Source organism: Pseudomonas sp. S150, assembly GCF_004526365.1.
In the GTDB taxonomy this organism is placed as follows: Bacteria; Pseudomonadota; Gammaproteobacteria; order Pseudomonadales; family Pseudomonadaceae; genus Aquipseudomonas; species Aquipseudomonas putida_A.
Genome location: NZ_CP038207.1, coordinates 1,699,302 through 1,717,123 on the forward strand (window position 1 = coordinate 1,699,302; position 17,822 = coordinate 1,717,123).

18 protein-coding genes are annotated in these 17,822 nt (G+C 61.4%); 8 read left to right on the forward strand and 10 right to left on the reverse strand.

The features are described 5' to 3' along the window. The first annotated feature begins 142 nt into the window (after positions 1-142). From E3Z29_RS07725 to E3Z29_RS07735, 3 genes are all read left to right on the forward strand, one after another. On the forward strand, positions 143-505 hold the full coding sequence (locus E3Z29_RS07725; protein WP_134785503.1) for a DUF6124 family protein: 363 nt from the start codon (positions 143-145) through the stop codon (positions 503-505). Between the two features lie 273 nt (positions 506-778). Beyond that, positions 779-1,417 carry a DUF6036 family nucleotidyltransferase gene (locus tag E3Z29_RS07730; protein ID WP_177416190.1) on the forward strand — a complete coding sequence of 213 codons (639 nt, stop codon included), beginning with the start codon at positions 779-781 and terminating at the stop codon, positions 1,415-1,417. Continuing rightward, positions 1,401-1,847 carry a hypothetical protein gene (locus E3Z29_RS07735; protein WP_007967820.1) on the forward strand — a complete coding sequence of 149 codons (447 nt, stop codon included), beginning with the start codon at positions 1,401-1,403 and terminating at the stop codon, positions 1,845-1,847. Before E3Z29_RS07730 ends, E3Z29_RS07735 begins: the two co-directional genes overlap by 17 nt. A 54-nt stretch (positions 1,848-1,901) precedes the next feature. On the opposite strand, the gene nagE is transcribed toward E3Z29_RS07735, so the two are convergent. The 7 genes from nagE to E3Z29_RS07770 all read right to left on the reverse strand — a co-directional run bounded on the left by nagE (position 1,902) and on the right by E3Z29_RS07770 (position 10,471). Further along, entirely contained in the window at positions 1,902-3,617 is a 1,716-nt protein-coding gene (gene nagE / locus E3Z29_RS07740; protein ID WP_134785504.1) for an N-acetylglucosamine-specific PTS transporter subunit IIBC, read from the reverse strand. A gap of 35 nt (positions 3,618-3,652) precedes the next feature. After that, positions 3,653-6,166 carry a phosphoenolpyruvate--protein phosphotransferase gene (gene ptsP / locus E3Z29_RS07745; protein ID WP_134785505.1) on the reverse strand — a complete coding sequence of 838 codons (2,514 nt, stop codon included), beginning with the start codon at positions 6,164-6,166 and terminating at the stop codon, positions 3,653-3,655. Positions 6,167-6,200: 34 nt separating this feature from the next. Beyond that, a complete protein-coding gene (locus tag E3Z29_RS07750) occupies positions 6,201-7,223 on the reverse strand; it encodes an SIS domain-containing protein (protein WP_098967372.1) in 1,023 nt (340 codons plus the stop codon). Beyond that, the gene (nagA, locus tag E3Z29_RS07755) at positions 7,204-8,310 is read right to left on the reverse strand and encodes an N-acetylglucosamine-6-phosphate deacetylase (RefSeq protein ID WP_134785506.1); all 1,107 of its coding nucleotides are present in this window, start codon (positions 8,308-8,310) and stop codon (positions 7,204-7,206) included. The genes E3Z29_RS07750 and nagA overlap by 20 nt, the downstream gene beginning before the upstream one ends. Positions 8,311-8,340: 30 nt before the next feature. Beyond that, positions 8,341-9,072, reverse strand: coding sequence for a GntR family transcriptional regulator (locus E3Z29_RS07760; RefSeq protein WP_134785507.1), 732 nt, complete (start codon positions 9,070-9,072; stop codon positions 8,341-8,343). Positions 9,073-9,354: 282 nt separating this feature from the next. After that, complete coding sequence (locus tag E3Z29_RS07765; protein WP_027610965.1) at positions 9,355-9,870, reverse strand: murein L,D-transpeptidase family protein; 516 nt, start codon at positions 9,868-9,870, stop codon at positions 9,355-9,357. 49 nt (positions 9,871-9,919) lie between these two features. After that, positions 9,920-10,471, reverse strand: coding sequence for an NUDIX hydrolase (locus tag E3Z29_RS07770; protein ID WP_027610966.1), 552 nt, complete (start codon positions 10,469-10,471; stop codon positions 9,920-9,922). Between the two features lie 146 nt (positions 10,472-10,617). On the opposite strand from E3Z29_RS07770, the gene E3Z29_RS07775 reads away from it, so the two are divergent. The 5 genes from E3Z29_RS07775 to purT all read left to right on the forward strand — a co-directional run bounded on the left by E3Z29_RS07775 (position 10,618) and on the right by purT (position 13,915). Next, entirely contained in the window at positions 10,618-11,217 is a 600-nt protein-coding gene (locus E3Z29_RS07775) for a CoA pyrophosphatase (RefSeq protein ID WP_007967803.1), read from the forward strand. Between the two features lie 47 nt (positions 11,218-11,264). Then, positions 11,265-11,789, forward strand: a complete 525-nt coding sequence (locus E3Z29_RS07780; RefSeq protein WP_042606912.1) for a gamma carbonic anhydrase family protein — start codon at positions 11,265-11,267, stop codon at positions 11,787-11,789. Next, positions 11,786-12,001 carry a DUF1289 domain-containing protein gene (locus tag E3Z29_RS07785; RefSeq protein WP_098967375.1) on the forward strand — a complete coding sequence of 72 codons (216 nt, stop codon included), beginning with the start codon at positions 11,786-11,788 and terminating at the stop codon, positions 11,999-12,001. The genes E3Z29_RS07780 and E3Z29_RS07785 overlap by 4 nt, the downstream gene beginning before the upstream one ends. Positions 12,002-12,166: 165 nt before the next feature. Further along, on the forward strand, positions 12,167-12,634 hold the full coding sequence (locus E3Z29_RS07790) for a VUT family protein (protein WP_007967799.1): 468 nt from the start codon (positions 12,167-12,169) through the stop codon (positions 12,632-12,634). A 99-nt stretch (positions 12,635-12,733) separates the two neighbouring features. Further along, on the forward strand, positions 12,734-13,915 hold the full coding sequence (purT, locus tag E3Z29_RS07795; protein ID WP_115986555.1) for a formate-dependent phosphoribosylglycinamide formyltransferase: 1,182 nt from the start codon (positions 12,734-12,736) through the stop codon (positions 13,913-13,915). Positions 13,916-14,020: 105 nt separating this feature from the next. Here purT and E3Z29_RS07800 read toward each other — a convergent pair whose 3' ends face one another. The 3 genes from E3Z29_RS07800 to E3Z29_RS07810 all read right to left on the reverse strand — a co-directional run bounded on the left by E3Z29_RS07800 (position 14,021) and on the right by E3Z29_RS07810 (position 17,753). Continuing rightward, entirely contained in the window at positions 14,021-15,337 is a 1,317-nt protein-coding gene (locus tag E3Z29_RS07800) for an MFS transporter (RefSeq protein ID WP_098967376.1), read from the reverse strand. 358 nt (positions 15,338-15,695) lie between these two features. Further along, positions 15,696-16,928, reverse strand: coding sequence for a transporter associated domain-containing protein (locus E3Z29_RS07805; protein ID WP_134785508.1), 1,233 nt, complete (start codon positions 16,926-16,928; stop codon positions 15,696-15,698). A gap of 12 nt (positions 16,929-16,940) precedes the next feature. Beyond that, positions 16,941-17,753, reverse strand: a complete 813-nt coding sequence (locus E3Z29_RS07810) for an inner membrane protein YpjD (protein WP_027610969.1) — start codon at positions 17,751-17,753, stop codon at positions 16,941-16,943. Positions 17,754-17,822: the final 69 nt, after the last annotated feature.

The following is a 17,822-nucleotide window of genomic DNA, read 5'->3' on the forward strand; positions in this document are numbered from 1 at the left end:
TATGGCGGCTGTGTGCGGGCAGACTTCGGTCTGGCCGGTTGCCTGCTCCGGTGGATCTCACCCTGCACATAGCTGCCACCTCTTTGCCGCGTGAGATCCGGCGAACGATGGCATCTTCACACGCCATAGCAGGAGTTGAATTTTGGACAAACTGATCTCCGATCCACCCCACAAAACCACATCACCACCCGTAGAAGCCATCCGCGTCGAAGACCTGACGAAAGACCGTGAAGCCATCAAGCGCGCTGTCGATTTCTACTTCACCCCACAACCCGCTCAGGCGCATCAGCCCAGCACGATGTTCCTGGTCAACCCAAGCATCGACACCGAAACCCTGCTGGCCCACGCCTACGAATCGTTGGGCTGCGCCAGTGCCATGGCCAGCAACTTCGCCAGCGAACTCAGCGGCCTGCAACGCAGCACCGCACTGGCGATCCAGCAAATCGTCATGCTCGCCGAACTGGCGGTAAACCGCGCGCTGGATCGAGTCGATCCACAAACCTGACGAGCGCCCATCGTTCATCGCCAGCAGGCTGGTTCCCACATTTGAAATGCTTCACTGTGGAAGTGAGCTTGCTCGCGAAAGCATTTTCCTAGCTGTCGGAATACTTCCTGTACCTCATCAATTAGTAGATTTTTCCTACCGGGTTTTCAGGTTGTCCCTCGGAAGCAGCCTCTCTACCTTGGGTTGTCTCTGGCAAACAGCGAACTTGGCAATAGACCGAAAACGGGATGTTGCTCTTTTCACTGAGCCGTCGCTATGACTCTGAGGTTTAAAATGGAATTGCTTCCCGTCGTTACGCCCCGTATCAACACGAACACCGCGTTGGGGCGGGCGCTGGTATCGATGTTCAAGTCAGTCGAGGCGGAACTGATTCAAGAGAACGCTGCGCCGGGGGCGGTCAAGATCATCGTGTTTGGAGGATGCGCGGTTCACCTCTACACCAATCACCGCATATCGTTGGACGTCGACGCGGAAATCTATGAGGCTTGTATTCCGGCAGGATTCGACCTGCGTACGCTGCTTGCCGAGGTGCCGGAGCCGTTTGTCGATGAGCGTTCTGCGCGAAAGATGGAGTTGAACTACGACTTGCAATACAACACTAGCTTTGGCCCGATTCACGAAGATTATTGGTCTCGAAGTATTCCCATGCCAGAGTTTTCGCGGGTGTCCCCTCTCCGTGTACATATTGCTGCACCCGTCGACATAGCCATTACAAAACTGGGCAGGGCTACCGATCACGATATCGCCGACATCAATGCCCTTCTCAGGTTTGGATTCATACTGACCAGCGAGCTCCGGCGTCTGGCATTGCAGGCCAGTGATGTATATGTTGGCAACAAAGAGCCACCAACTTCGGTTCTGACTAACATATTGCAAGACTATCTGGAGAAGGGAGATGACGAAGGTGAATGACGCGCACGTCCTCTCATCCGCGTTGGATACTCTCGTCAGGAGCCCTCTCAATCAGGCCGATGACGTCGCGCTGGTGAACGCTGCGAAAGAAGTGTGGTACTCGAATTCTAGTGTTGAAAGCGAGGTTAAGGCGTTTCTGAAAAATCACAGTGACGATATAGAACGCCGTCGCGCGGCTTACCTGTTGGAGCGGTTTACGCGCTTCTCTTGTGTGTCTGATAGTCGCGTGCTGGAAACGCTGCATGCGTTGCAGCTTTTCGCGCACTCGACGCCGAAGCAGGATGTTGCACCTCCAAAGATGGTTTCGTTACGCAATCGCAAGGATCAATTAGCCGTCTCTTGGGGGTTAGCAGAAAGCCTTGGATTGAAGGTTCAAACGCTGATGCCATTCCAGACTCGCCATTACCAGGCAGAACAGCATTTACCCTGAGCTGAACGTGTCAGCGATAAAAAAAACCGGCCTGAGCCGGTTTTTTTGTGTTGATTAAACCTTGACGCTGACCTCACTCCGATTAACCAACGCCTCAATCGCCCCACTCAAACTCGCCGCTTTCTCGCCAATCAACAAATGCCAGACCCCACCTTCCAACGGGCTGACACCCTGGCAACCCAGCTCTTTCAACTGAGCCTCGGACAACGCTTTACCATCGACCAATTGCAGGCGAATACGGGTCAGGGCGATGCAGTCCAGCTGCAGCACATTCTCGCTACCGCCCAACGCCGTCAGCCATTGCTGGGCTTCCGGTGCAGCGACCATTGCAGCTTTCGATTCCTCGACCACTACCGCAGGCGCAGCCACCAACGCACGCCCCAGCGTCGGCATGGCGAGGCGGATTTCGTCGGCGATGCTGTCGGCCAATGGCCCGACCACCACCTGCAAGCTGCCGCCCTTGCCCGGGCGTACCACGGCCATCGCACCCAGTGCCTTCAAGTCAGCATCGGATGCCTTGTTGCGATCGACCATTTCCAGGCGCAGACGAGTCGTGCAGGCGCCAACGGTGAGCAGGTTCTCGGCACCGCCCAAGGCCTTGATGTACGCAGCGGCACGTTCGTTTTCCGTAAGCACCGACTTCTCGGTGGCAGCCACGTCCTCGCGTCCCGGCGTCTTCAGGTTGAAACGACGAATACAGAAATCAAACACCGCGTAATACACCACGGCGTACGCCAGTCCGACCGGGATCACCAGCCAGCCATTGGTCGAGCGCCCCCAACCCAGCACCATGTCGATGAAGCCGCCGGAGAAGGTAAAACCGAGGTGGATGTTCAGCGTATTGGTGATCGCCATCGACAACCCGGTCAGCAGCGCATGCAGCAGATACAACAACGGCGCCAAAAACATGAAGGCGAATTCAATCGGTTCAGTCACCCCGGTCAAAAACGACGTCAGCGCCATCGACAGGAAAATCCCGCCCATGACCTTACGGCGCTCCGGCAACGCGTTGCGGTACATCGCCAGGCACGCAGCAGGCAGGCCGAAGATCATCATCGGGAACATGCCGGTCATGAACTGGCCGCCCTTTGGATCGCCGGCGAAGTAGCGTGACAGGTCGCCGGTGACCAGTGCGCCGGTGGTCGGGTCGGTGAAGTTGCCGAATACGAACCACGCCATGTTGTTGAGGATGTGGTGCAGGCCAGTGACGATCAGCAGGCGGTTGAACACGCCGAAGACGAAGGCGCCGAAGCTGCCGCTTTCCATCATCAATGTGCCGAAGCTGTTGATGCCGTGCTGGATCGGCGGCCAGATGTAGCCGAACACCACGCCCAGCGCGACGGCGGCGAAACCGGTGACGATCGGCACGAAGCGCCGGCCGCCGAAGAATGCCAGGTACTCCGGCAGCTTGATGTCCTTGAAGCGGTTGTACAGCGCGCCGGCCATCAGGCCGCTGACAATCCCGGCGAGCATGCCCATGTTGATGCTCGGGTCGAGCACCTTGAGCGTGGAGATCATCACCAGGTAACCGATCACCCCGGCCAGGCCTGCGGTGCCGTTGTTGTCCTTGGCAAACCCGACAGCGATGCCGATGGCGAAGATCATTGCCAGGTTGGCGAAGATCACTTGCCCGGCGTCGTGGATGATCGCGATGTTCAGCAGGTCGGTGTCACCCAGACGCAGCAGCAGGCCGGCAATCGGCAGGATCGCGATTGGCAGCATCAGCGCACGGCCGAGGCGTTGCAGGCCTTCGATGAAGAGTTGGTACATGGTGGTTCTCCCTGCTCTTTATAGAGAGCTTGTTGTTAGTGCAGAGGCCAATGCTGGTGGCAGGCGTGACGTACCGCAACGGCGCTGTTGAGTTTCAACAGGTCGAGGCTGAGGCGTTGGCATTCGGCCTCGTGCAACTGGCGCACGCGATCCTTGATTTCACCGATCTGCACCGGGCTCACCGAAAGCTCGGTTACGCCGAGGCCGATCAACACCGGCGTCGCCAGTGGGTCGGAGGCGAGGGCGCCGCAGACGCCGACCCAGCGTTTGTGCACCGCCGCACCTGCGCAGGTCATGGCGATCAGCCGCAGCAGCGCCGGGTGCAAGGCATCAACCCGGGCGGCGAGGCCGGCGTGGTCGCGGTCCATGGCCAAGGTGTATTGCGACAGGTCGTTGGTGCCGATCGACAGGAAGTCGGCGTGCTCGGCCAGTTGTTCAGCTTGCAGCGCGGCGGCGGGGACTTCGATCATCACGCCGATTTCCGGGCGCTGATTGATGCCCAACTCCAGGCACAGCGCATCGACCCGTTGGCGGATGTGCAGCAGTTCGTCGACTTCGGTGACCATCGGCAACAGGATCCGGCAACGGCGCAGCGGGCTGACTTGCAGCAGTGCGCGCAATTGCTGATCGAGGATTTCCGGACGGGCCTGGGCCAGACGAATGCCACGCAAGCCCAAGACCGGGTTGGCTTCGGCGGGCAGCGGCAGGTAGTCGAGTTGCTTGTCGCCGCCGACATCGATGGTGCGGATGATCACCGAGTGCTCACCCATGGCATCGAGCACGGCTTGATAGGCGGCGCGCTGCTCTTCGACGTCCGGCGCAGTCTGCCGGTCGACGAACAGAAACTCGGTGCGCAGCAGGCCAACGCCATCGGCGCCATTGGCAAAGGCGTCTGCCGCTTCATGGCTGGAGGCGACATTGGCGACCACTTCGATCGCCACGCCATTGCGGGTTTCAGCGGGCAGATGCGCCTTGGCCTGTTGCGCATCGCGGCGTTGCTGACGCTCGATTTGCGCCTGTTGTACTTCGGCCAGGCGTTCGGCGTTCGGCGTCAGTTCGAGGCGACCGCCATCGGCATCCAGCACCACCGACTGACCCTGTGCTTGATCGAGTAAAGCGGCGCCCAGTGCAACCAGGCACGGCAGGCCTTTGCCCCGTGCCAGAATCGCCACGTGCGAAGTCGCGCCGCCCTCGGCCATGCACAACCCGGCGACACCTTGCGCGCTGAGTTGCAGCAGATCCGACGGCGTCAGTTCATGCGCAGCGACGATGGCGCCGGCCGGCACGTCGTAATGCCAGGCTTCGCCGAGCAGCGCGCGCAGCACTCGTTGCTTGAGGTCGCGCAGATCGTTGGCGCGTTCGGCCAGCAGCGCACTGCCGGTGTGTTGCAGCACTTCGCACTGCACGTCGATCGACTGGCTCCAGGCGTGGGTCGCCGCTGTGCCTTGGTCGATGGAATGCTGCGCGGCGTCGAGCAGGGCCGGGTCTTCGAGCAGTGCCAGATGCGCGGCGAAGATCGCTTCTTCGTCGGTGCTCTTGTGCTTTTTCGCTTGGGCGAGGGTGGCGTTGATTTCGCCGCGAACCTGATTCAGCGCGGCTTCAAGTTTCTGCAGTTGCTCAAGCGGAGCATGATTGCCCGCATCTGCCGGCAGGCTGATCGCGTTCAGGCGAAACAGCGGCCCGCCGACCAGTCCCGGCGCGGCGCACACACCCTGCAGCACGCCAGCTTCGGCCGGGCGCTTGCGCGGTGCGGCGCTGACCGGTGCAGCGGCGTGATGATCGTCGGGCAGGGCAGTCGCCAACGCATTGAGCAAGGCCTGCAGCGCGGTTTCGGCGTCCGGTCCCTGACAGCTGACCTGCACCTCATCCTGCTCGCCGATGGCCAGTCCCATCAGGCCGATCAGGCTGTTGCACGGCGCCGATTTGCCGGCGAAGTGCAGCTGCGACTGGCTCTTGAAACCTTGTGCGGTCTGGCGAATCAGCGCGGCGGGGCGCGCATGCAAGCCGCCGCGATGCGCCACCAGCACCTGACCCTGAACCTCTGGCCCGCCAACCGCTTCGACGCTCGCCGCAGAGCTGTTGCGTGCAATGATGTGCAGCAACGGCTCGCCGACCTTCACCGCTCTGAGCGTGATCGGGCGCACCTGGAAATCCTGGCTGTTGGTCAGGATCAACAGGCTGACCAGGCTTTTGCACTGCTGGCCGACCTTGTCCAGGTCATAGCGCAACAACGGTTGGCCGTTGCTGACCCGCGCGCCTTCCTTGACCAGCATCGAGAAGCCTTCGCCGTTCAGTTCAACGGTGTCGAGGCCCAGGTGCAGGAGGATTTCTGCGCCGTTGTCGGCACGCACGGTCAGTGCGTGGCCGGTGCGGGCGACGTGGATGATCACCCCGGCGCAGGGCGAATACAGGGTGTCGTTCAGCGGATCGATGGCGATACCGTCGCCCATCGCGCCACTGGCGAACACCGCGTCCGGGACTTTGGCGAGCGTGAGCACCGGGCCGCTGAGCGGGGCGCTGAGGGTCAGCTCTTTATTGTTGTTGTGCATGGCTCGGTCTCATCAGGTGTGCAGTCATTCGGGCTTAGTGCGTACGGGTCACTTTGCTCAGGTGGCGCGGCTGATCCGGGTCCATGCCGCGGGCCACGGCTAAACCTGCGGCCATCACGTAGAAACTCTGGATCGCCAGGATCGGATCGAGGGCCGGGTGTTCGGCGCGGCTCAGGGTCAGGTCGCGCTCGAGGATGTCGTCCGGCGCCGCCAGCAGCACACGGGCGCCGCGTTGACGCATCTCTGCCGCAAGGCTGATCAGACCGGCCTGTTCGGCACCGCGCGGGGCGAACACCAGCAACGGGTAATGCTCGTCGATCAGCGCCATCGGGCCGTGACGGACTTCGGCGCTGCTGAAGGCTTCGGCCTGGATCGCCGAGGTTTCCTTGAATTTCAGCGCGGCTTCCTGAGCGATGGCGAAACCGGCACCACGGCCAATGACCATCAGGCGTTCACAGTCGCGCAAGGCGTCGATCGCGGTGCTCCAGTCCTGTTGCGCCGCGTCGCGCAGGCCTTCGGGTAGGGCGTTGTGCGCTTCCAGCAGTTCGCTGTCTTCTTTCCAGTGCGCGATCAGGCGGGCGCTGGCGCTCAGGGTGGCGATGAAGCTCTTGGTCGCGGCGACGCTGCTTTCGGTGCCGGCGAGCAACGGCAGGCTGAATTCACACGCCGCTTCCAGTGGCGAATCGGCGGCATTGACCATCGATACGCTCAGTGCGCCGCGCTTGCGTAGCAGACGCAGACTGTTGACCAGATCCGGGCTCTGACCTGATTGGGAGAACGCGAACGCCACCTGACCGCTGACCTTCAGCGGCGCCTGCTGCATGGTCACCACCGACATCGGCAACGACGCCACCGGTACGCCCAGTTGCTGCATGGTCAGGTAGGCGAAGTAGCTCGCTGCATGGTCGGAACTGCCACGCGCGACGGTCATCGCCACTTGTGGCGGCTGACGGCGCAGGCGCCCGGCGATTTCGATCATCTGCGGGTCGAGCTGTTGCAGTTGGGCTTGCACGGCCTCGAACGAGGACAGCGCCTCTTCAAGCATTTTTGAAGTCAATGTCTTCTCCTTCGACCATGACGGCGGTCAGTGTGAGTGAGCGATCCAGCCGCACGCAGTCGGCCCAGGCACCCGGTTCGAGGCGCCCGCGTTCGTTGATGCCGAGGTAGTCGGCGGGGAATTGCGAAAGACGTTGCGAGGCCTCGGCGATCGGCAATCCGATCTTCACCAGATTGCGCAGGGCCTGATCCATGGTCAGGGTGCTGCCGGCCAGCGTGCCGTCGGGCAGGCGCACGCCGCCCAGGCATTTGGTCACGGTGTGGCTGCCGAGCTTATATTCACCGTCGGGCATGCCGGCGGCCGCGGTCGAATCGGTGACGCAATACAGGCATGGGATCGAACGCAGGGCCACGCGGATCGCACCGGGATGCACGTGCAGCAAGTCCGGGATCAGTTCGGCGAATTTGGCGTGGGCCAGCGCGGCGCCGACGATCCCCGGTTCGCGGTGATGCAGCGGGCTCATGGCGTTGTACAAATGGGTGAAACTGGTCGCGCCAGCCTCCAGAGCGGCGACGCCTTCCTCGTAGCTGCCGAGGGTATGGCCGATCTGCATGCGGATGCCCCGGCTGCTCAGTTCACGAATCAACCCGTCGTGACCGGCGATTTCCGGGGCGATGGTGATCACCCGGATCGGCGCCAGCGCCAGATATTCCTCGACCTCGGCCATCAACGCGGTGTGGGCGAAATTCGGTTGCGCGCCGAGTTTGCCGGGGTTGATGTACGGGCCTTCGAGATGCACACCGAGTACCCGGGCGGCACCTTGCGGACGCTGTTCGCAGAACTCGCCGACCTCTTTCAGCACGCTGGAGATCTCGGCACTCGGTGCGGTCATGGTGGTGGCCAGCAGCGAAGTGGTGCCGAAGCGCACGTGGGTGCGGGTGATGGTCTCGAAGGCACTGGCACCTTCCATGATGTCTTTGCCGCCACCGCCGTGGACGTGCAGGTCGATGAAACCCGGCAGCAGGTAGGGCAGATCATTGTCGGCCGGATCGCAGGGCACGCCTTCGATCGACACGACTTTGCCGTGTTCGTGGATCAGCCGGCCGCGAACCCAGCCGCTGGCGGTGAGGATGTTGTCTTCGGACATTTCGGTTCTCTCGTTTGGCCTGGCTGCTGATCAGCGGCGAAGCTCTGCAACAAAGTCGTAGTAGTCGTTGCGGCAATAGGTGTCGGTGACTTCGATCGGCGTGTTGTCTTCCAGGTAGCCGACCCGGGTCATCAGCAGCATGGCGGTACCGGGGGCGATGCCGACCAGCGTGGCGAACTCGTCCGAGGCGTTGATCGCCTGGATGTGCTGCAGGGCGCGGACGATCGGTTTGCCGATGCCGTCGAGGTATTCGTAGAGTGAATCGCCGACCAGGTGCGGCTTGGGCATGATCGAGGCGGGCAGGGTGCTCATCTCGATGGCCATCACCGTGTCGTCGGCCTTGCGCAGGCGTTTCATGCGCGCGACCTTGTCGTTCGGCGACAGGCTCAGGCGGATCAGTTCTTCGTGAGTCGGCAGGGTGATTTCGCGTTCCAGCCACTGCGAGCTGGGGACGAAACCCTTGAGGCGGAGCATTTCGCTGAAGCCCGAGAGGCGTGACAGCGGTTGTTCCAGACGGGGTGTGATGAACGTGCCGGAACCTTGCAGGCGGCGGATCAGACCTTGATCGAGCAGCACTTCCAGCGCCTTGCGGGCGGTGACCCGGGAGATACCCAGTTGCTCGCTGAGGTTGCGCTCGGACGGCATCGCCTGCTCGGCCTTCCACTGCCCGGAATGGATCGCCGATTCCAGATTGCGCGCCAGCTGCAGGTACAGCGGCGTCGGCTGGGAGTCATCTGGGCGTAGGGCCTGGAGGTCGTTCATGTAGGTCATTTCCGACGCGAGTATAGGATTGTTGTTGCTCGCTTGTGGGGCGGAAATTAATACCACTTGAATACCATGTCAACGCAGGGAATTGGCGTGTAGCCCAATGAAATGGCGGTTTTCGAGGGTTGTGGTTTGAAGTGGTATTAGGGGTGGGCTTTAGAAAGCAGAAGATCGCAGCCTGCGACAGCTCCTACAGTGGGAAGTGGTATCAACCCTGTAGGCGCTGCCGCAGGCTGCGATCTTTTGATTTATTTTTTTCAGGTGACCAGTGGTCGCTGGTTAAGGACGGATCTCGATCATCGTGCCGTCCGGCACCAGACCCCAGACTTCACGCATGTCCATGTTGCGCATGGCGATGCAGCCGTCGGTCCAGTCCAGGGTGTGGAACAGGTCTTCGGGGGTTTCTTCCGAATCCGGGGTGCCGTGGATCATGATCATCCCGCCAGGCTCGACGCCTTCGCGGCGGGCGCGGGCCGAATCGCTGATGTTCGGGTAGGAGATGTGCATCGCCAGGTTGAATTTTTCACTGACCTTGCGCCAGTCGATCCAGTAGAAACCTTCGGGCGTGCGTTTGTCGCCTTCAATCAGTTTCGGTCCTTTTTTCGCGCCCTTGCCCAGGGAAATGCGATAGGTCTTGATCGGCTTGCCGTCGGCGATCAATTGCAGTTGATGAGCCGATTTGAGCACCAGGATTTTTTCGATCATCGGGGTATTCGATGGCGTCACGGTGGTCACGAATGACGCTTGGGATACGGTGACGAACGACAGGCAAAACAGGGCAAGCAACCAGCGCATTGAAACGATTCCCCAGGGAGTGACGCAGATATTTTATTTATAGAAGCTTTTAGGTGATGGCAGGCTGCGTCAACGGCGGAATCGATTCGGAGCGAACCGGGTAGCTTTCGGCGCGGCGATCAGCGAAGAAGCATTCTAAGGTACGCCCCACGGTGCGGAAAGCCAGCTCGTCCCACGGGATGTCGGCTTCGTCGAATAGTTGTACTTCGAGGCTTTCGGGCCCGGCAGCAAAGTCCAGATCGGCCAGTTCGGCACGGAAGAACACGTGCACCTGACTGATGTGTGGCACGTCGATCAGCGTGTAGATGCTCAGATTACGCACTCGGGCGCAGGCTTCCTCGGCGGTTTCGCGGATCGCGGCTTGCTCGATGGTTTCGCCGTTTTCCATGAAACCGGCGGGCAGCGTCCAGTAACCGAGGCGTGGCTCGATGGCGCGGCGGCAGAGCAGCACTTTACTGCCCCAGGTCGCGACGCAACCGGCGACGATATTGGGGTTTTGATAGTGAATGGTCTGACAGCTGTCACAGACAAATCGCAGCCGCGAATCGCCTTCGGGAATGCGCTGGGTCACCGGGTTGCCGCACTGGCTGCAAAATTTCATGCTGGGGTTCCTGAATGCTGCGCCTATCTTGGCGTGCAGCGGTGCCGGTCGGCAAGTTGTCGTTTCGCGACATGGCCCGGCGAGGGGCTTGGGCGGCTGCCATGATTGGTGCATGATGCAGGGTAAGGTACAGATCGAGAACACTCATGCTGGACGAGCTACTGCATAGGGTAAGCAACCACACACCGCGCACGCTGGAGACCGATAAACGTTTCCCCGAGGCCGCTGTTCTGGTGCCGATCACCCGCAGTGACGAACCCGAGCTGGTGCTGACCCTGCGCGCCAGCGGCCTCTCGACCCATGGCGGCGAGGTGGCCTTTCCCGGCGGGCGCCGCGACCCGGAAGACCCCGATCTGATCTTCACCGCTCTGCGCGAAGCCGAGGAAGAAATCGGCCTGCCACCGGGGCTGGTCGAGGTGATCGGTCCGCTCAGCCCGCTGATCTCCCTGCACGGCATCAAGGTCACGCCGTATGTCGGGGTGATCCCGGACTTCGTCGAATACCAGGCCAACGATGCCGAGATCGCCGCAGTATTCAATGTGCCGCTGGAGTTCTTCCGCAAAGACCCGCGCGAACACACGCACCGTATCGATTACCAGGGCCGCAGTTGGTATGTGCCGAGTTATCGCTACGGCGAATTCAAAATCTGGGGTTTGACCGCTATCATGATCGTCGAACTGATCAATCTGCTCTATGACGAACAGATCAGCCTGCATCATCCGCCCAAAAGCTATATCAACACCTGAAGCCATCGCTCGAATGGCCCGTCATCGTGAGCCCTGAGGAAAACAAGATGAAATACCGCCTGGGCGACGCCCGCGTCGAAACCCATCCACAGAGCTGGGTCGCGCCCAATGCCGTGCTGGTGGGCAAGGTCAGATTGGAGGAGGGCGCCAACGTGTGGTTCAACGCCGTATTGCGCGGCGACAACGAACTGATCCTGATCGGCAAGAACAGCAACGTCCAGGACGGCACGGTGATGCACACCGACATGGGCTATCCGCTGACCATCGGCACCGGCGTGACCATCGGTCATAACGCCATGCTGCATGGCTGCACCGTCGGCGATTACAGTCTGATCGGCATTAACGCGGTGATACTCAACGGCGCAAAGATCGGCAAGAACTGCATCATTGGCGCCAATTCGCTGATCGGCGAGGGCAAGGAAATTCCGGATGGTTCGCTGGTGATGGGCTCGCCGGGCAAGGTCGTGCGTGAACTCACCGAGCCGCAGAAAAAAATGCTCGAAGCCAGCGCCGCGCACTATGTGCACAACTCGCAGCGCTATGCGCGTGACCTGGTAGAGCAGGAAGAATGAACACGCCTGAAAGACCCGTTGCCTCGCCGTGCGTGAATATCTGCGCCCTGGATGAGGACGATATTTGCACCGGCTGCCAGCGCACGGTCGCTGAGATCACCCGCTGGGGACGCATGACCAATGACGAGCGGCGGGTGGTGCTGGGGTTGTGTCATGAGCGGGCGAAGGCGAGTGGGTTGGTGTGGATGGTTCCCGGAAAATCAGGCGCCTGACAGGCCGCCTTCGCGAGCAAGCCCGCTCCCACATTGGATTTGTGTTCACCTTCGATCAACTGTGGGAGCGGGCTTGCTCGCGAAGAGGCCAGAACAGCCGCTACTTCTTATTGGCCCAACTCAAAGCCTGAAGTAACCTGTGCGCCAATTTGACAGGTCGCCCCCATGATTTTCCTCATCGCCTACATCAGCAGCGTCGTGCTGATCAACTTCGCTTTCTCCACCGCGCCGCACCTGGACATCATCTGGTCGGCCTGGGGCGGGTTGGTGTTCGTGTTGCGCGACATGGTGCAAACCCGTTTCGGCCACGGTGCGCTCGTGGCGATGCTGGCGGCGCTGGTGTTGTCCTACGTCACTTCCGATCCATCCATCGCGTTGGCCAGCGCCACGGCGTTCGCGGTGTCGGAAATCATCGATTGGCTGGTGTTCAGCGTCACCAAACGGCCGTTGCGCGACCGCCTGTGGATCAGCTCGGCGCTGAGCATTCCCCTCGATACCTTCATCTTTTTCGGCATGATCGACCTGATGACGCCACCGGTGATCATCACCGCACTGGTCTCGAAGTTTGCCGGCGTCACTGCCGTCTGGCTGATCATGGCCTGGCGCGAGCGCAAACAGGCTGTCGCCAGCTGAGCCAAACCCTGCGGTTCATGTAAAATGCCGCGCTTTCTCCCCATGGAAAGCGCGTCTGGCGTTGCTTTCCTCGATGATCCGCTTCTTTGAGGACCTGAGATGACCCGTATCGGAACTCCATTGTCGCCGACCGCGACCCGCGTATTGCTGTGTGGCTGTGGTGAGTTGGGCAAGGAAGTGGTGATCGAGCTGCAACGCCTGGGCGTTGAAGTGATTGCCGTCGACCGTTACGCCAACGCGCCGGCCATGCAGGTGGCGCACCGCAGCCACGTGATCAACATGCTCGACGGCGCCGCGCTGCGTGCAGTCATCGAAGCCGAGAAACCGCACTTCATCGTGCCGGAAATCGAAGCCATCGCCACCGCCACGCTGGTCGAGTTGGAAGCCGAAGGCTTCACCGTGATCCCGACCGCCCGCGCCGCGCAACTGACCATGAACCGCGAAGGCATCCGCCGTCTGGCCGCTGAAGAGCTGGACCTGCCAACCTCGCCGTACCACTTTGCCGACACCTTCGAGGACTACAGCAAAGCCGTTCAGGATCTGGGCTTCCCGTGCGTGGTCAAGCCAGTCATGAGCTCGTCGGGTAAAGGCCAGAGCCTGCTGCGCAGCGCCGAGGATGTGCAGAAGGCCTGGGATTACGCGCAAGAGGGCGGTCGCGCCGGCAAAGGTCGGGTGATCATCGAAGGCTTCATCGATTTCGACTACGAAATCACCCTGCTGACCGTGCGCCACATCGGCGGCACCACGTTCTGCGCACCGGTCGGTCACCGTCAGGAGAAGGGCGACTATCAGGAATCCTGGCAGCCGCAGGCCATGAGCCCGATTGCTCTGGCTGAGTCCGAGCGCGTGGCCAAAGCCGTGACCGAGGCCTTGGGTGGTCGCGGGCTGTTCGGCGTCGAACTGTTCATCAAGGGCGATCAGGTGTGGTTCAGCGAAGTTTCGCCGCGCCCGCATGACACCGGTCTGGTGACCCTGATTTCTCAGGATCTGTCGCAGTTCGCCCTGCACGCGCGCGCCATTCTCGGTCTGCCGGTGCCGCTGATCCGTCAGTTCGGCCCTTCGGCTTCGGCAGTGATTCTGGTGGAAGGGCAGTCGACCCAGACCGCGTTCGCCAACCTGGGCGCAGCGCTGAGCGAGCCGGATACGGCGTTGCGTCTGTTCGGCAAGCCTGAAGTCAATGGTCAGCGCCGGATGGGCGTGGCGTTGGCGCGGGATGAGTCGATTGAGGCAGCGCGTGCCAAGGCGACCCGGGCTGCTCAGGCTGTTGTTGTAGAGCTGTAAACCGAGGCGCGGCATTCGCGAGCAAGCCCGCTCCCACATTGGATCTGTGGCGTACACAAAACCAATTGTGGGAGCGGGCTTGCTCGCGAAGCTTTTGATCTTCTGTCAGGCAACCTGATTCAGATCGTTATTGCGCGTTTCCTTCAGGCACAGCACAGCAATCAGGCTGAGCACCGCTGCCGCCGACACATAGCCGCCGACATAACTCAAACCACCCATTGCCACCAGTTTCTGCGCGAAGAACGGAGCCGCCGAGGCGCCGACGATCCCGCCGAGGTTGTAAGCGGCCGATGCGCCGGTATAGCGCACGTGGGTCGGAAACAGTTCCGGCAGCAGCGCGCCCATCGGGGCAAACGTCACGCCCATCAGGAACAGCTCGATGCACAGGAACAGCGCCACGCCCCAGGTCGAACCTTGCGTCAGCAGCGGCTCCATCAGGAATCCGGACAGAATCGCCAGTACACCGCCGACGATCAGCACCGGTTTGCGCCCGTAACGGTCGCTGGCCCAAGCGGACAACGGCGTTGCGGCGGCCATGAACAGCACGGCAAAACACAGCAGTCCAAGAAACGTTTCACGGCTATAGCCGAGGGTGGACACGCCGTAGCTCAGGGAAAACACCGTCGAGATATAAAACAGCGCATAGCACACCACCATGGCCGCTGCGCCAAGCAGGGTTGGCGCCCAGTATTGGCTGAACAGCTCGACCAGCGGCACTTTCACCCGTTCCTGACGAGCAATGGCGTTGGCGAATACTGGCGTTTCATGGAGCTTGAGGCGCACGTACAGGCCGACCATCACCAGTGCCGCGCTGAGCAGAAACGGAATCCGCCAGCCCCAACTGCGGAACTGCTCGTCGTCGAGGGTCATGGCCAGGGTCAGGAACAGGCCATTGGCTGCAAGAAAGCCGATTGACGGGCCAAGCTGCGGGAACATGCCGAACCACGCCCGTTTGCCCTTGGGCGCATTCTCCGTGGCCAGCAATGCCGCGCCACCCCATTCGCCACCCAATCCCAAACCCTGACCGAAACGCAGCACACACAACAAAATCGGTGCCCAGGCGCCAATGCTGGCGTAACCCGGCAGCACGCCGATCAGCGTGGTGCACACGCCCATCAGCAAGAGCGAGGCGACCAGTGTCGACTTGCGCCCGATACGGTCACCGAAGTGGCCGAACAAGGCCGAACCCAGCGGTCGGGCGAGGAAGGCGATGCCGAAGGTGAGAAACGCCGAAAGCATCTGCGCGGTGCCGGACGTCTGCGGAAAGAACACCGGCCCGATCACCAGTGCAGCGGCGGTAGCGTAAACGTAGAAGTCGTAGAACTCGATGGCGGTGCCGATGAAACTCGCTGTCGCCACGCGGGTGGCGGAGTTGGTCGGCTGGGCAGGCGCGGTGGCGCTGTAAGCGGTACTGGTCGTCATGCGGTGATCCCTGACAGTCATGAGCTCCGTTGGAGCGAATTATTATGGTTGAACACCCAGGGATGTGGGATGAGACGCGAGCGCTGTTTCGAGTAGGAACAGTCGTCGGGGTGGTGCGGAAAATTACCGAAACCGTTGGCGTGCGGGGTAAGCACAGGGCTCGGCGGCGCTTGGGTAAGCGGCTCGATTATAGGAAGGGGGCTAACAATCAAACAAGAGCAAAAGATCGCAGCGGATTGACGTCGATTGATCTTCCTGTGGCGAGGGAGCTTGCTCCCGCTGGGTTGCGAAGCGACCCCAACACATTTACGGCCGTTGCGCGCCCGAGCGGGAGCAAGCTCCCTCGCCACAAAAGCGCCTAAACCTTGGCGGGCACCGCGCTCGTATGCCAGATCAGCACCTTGCTCACCCGGTTGTCCTCGGTCTCGAGAATCTCCAGCCGATAACGCCCGATCTTCAGACACACCGCGCTGTCCGGAATGGTCTCCAGCGCTTCGGTCACCAGACCGTTGAGGGTTTTCGGGCCGTCGCTCGGCAAATGCCAGCCCAGGCATTTGTTCAACTCGCGGATCGACGCAGTGCCGTCGATCACCATGCGCCCGTCGGGCTGCGGATGGATGTGCGGGTTGTCGAGGCTGTGCTCGCTTTCGAATTCGCCGACGATTTCTTCGAGAATGTCTTCCAGAGTGACGATGCCCAGCACTTCGCCGTACTCGTCCACCACCATGCCCAAGCGGCGCTGCTGCTTGTGGAAGTTCAGCAGTTGCAGTTGCAGCGGGGTGCTTTCCGGAACGAAGTACGGCTCGTAGCTGGCGGCCAGCAGCGCTTCGCGGGTCAGCTGGCCATCGTTGAGCAGATGGCGGATCTGCCGGGTGTTGAGCACCGCTTCGACCTGGTTGATGTCGCTGTGGAACACCGGCAGGCGCGTGCGCTTGTTGTGGCGCAGTTGTTCGATGATCTCTTCGATCGAGTCGTCGAGGTTGATGCCGTCGACATCGCTGCGTGGCACCAGAATGTCGTTGACCGTGATGTTGTCCAGCGCATGGATGCCTGAGACCGGGTGGGTGCGAGACGGGTGTTCCGGATCGTTATCAGGGTCGGCAGGTTCTTCGTCTTCACTTTGCTGCACCACCTGGGGTTTGCGCGCGAAGGGACGCAGCAGCAGACCGCTGATGCGGCTCAGCAGCCAGGCCAGCGGGTAAAGAATCTTCAGCGGAACGGCCAGCAGGGTATTGCCGAACGACAGCACTGCATCCGGATAGCGCTGGGCCACGCTGCGCGGAAAGTAGTCGGCAAACACCAGCAATACGGCACCCGCACCGAGGCAGGCGGCCCACGGGCCGTTCTCTTCGCAGAGGAAGATCGCCAGCAGCGTGGCAATGATTACCGCGAGGGCGCGGCACAGGGTGTTGCACAGGATCAGACTGTCGAGCGGGAAGCTCAGCTTCGCCAGCGGTTTATCGCTGGCGCGCGAGGCGGTGCGTTGCGCGAGCAAGTGCTGCTGCGCGATTTCGACGGCGGTAAACAGCCCCGACCATAAAATCAGCAGGACAAATACCGCGAGCATCGGCCCTATGGGCAAACCGTCCATTTATGCCGCCCGTCAGATGTGCAGGATGTATTCACGAACCAGTTTGCTGCCGAAATACGCCAACATCAGCAGGCAGAAACCGGCGAGGGTCCAGCGAATCGCCTTGTGGCCACGCCAGCCGAGGCGATTGCGGCCCCACAGCAGCACGCTGAACACGATCCAGGCCAGGCACGCCAGCAAGGTCTTGTGCACCAGATGCTGGGCGAACAGGTTCTCGACGAACAGCCAGCCGGAGATCAGCGACAGCGACAGCAGCGTCCAGCCGGCCCAGAGGAAGCCGAACAACAGGCTTTCCATGGTTTGCAGCGGCGGGAAGTTCTTGATCAGGCCCGACGGGTGCTTGTGCTTGAGCTGGTGATCCTGCACCAGCAGCAACAAGGCCTGGAACACCGCGATGGTGAACATGCCGTAGGCGAGGATCGACAGCAGGATGTGGGCGAGGATGCCCGGCTCTTCGTCGATGATCTGCACCGTGCCGGCCGGGGCGAACTGCGCCAGCAACACCGTGGCCGCGCCGAGCGGGAACAGCAGCACCAGCAGGTTTTCAACCGGGATCCGCGAGCAGGCCAGTAGCGTCAGGGCGATGACAGCCGCGGCGATCAGGCTGGCGGCGCTGAAGAAGTCCAGGCCCAGGCCGATCGGCGTCAGCAGGTGAGTGAGCAGGCTGGCGCTGTGGGCGAGCACGGCGAGGATGCCGAGCGTAACCAGCAGGCGCTTGTTCGCCTTGGCGCCGGAGGCCAGGCGGGTGCCCTGATAAAGGGTCGCAGCGGCATAAAGAAGCGCGGCGGCGATGGTAGTCAGCAAACTGGGTGACAAGGGGAGCATAAATCCTGTTAGGCAGGCCCGAAAGGCGCTGAGTTTGGCATAGAACCGCCACACCACGAAAGTGCGAGG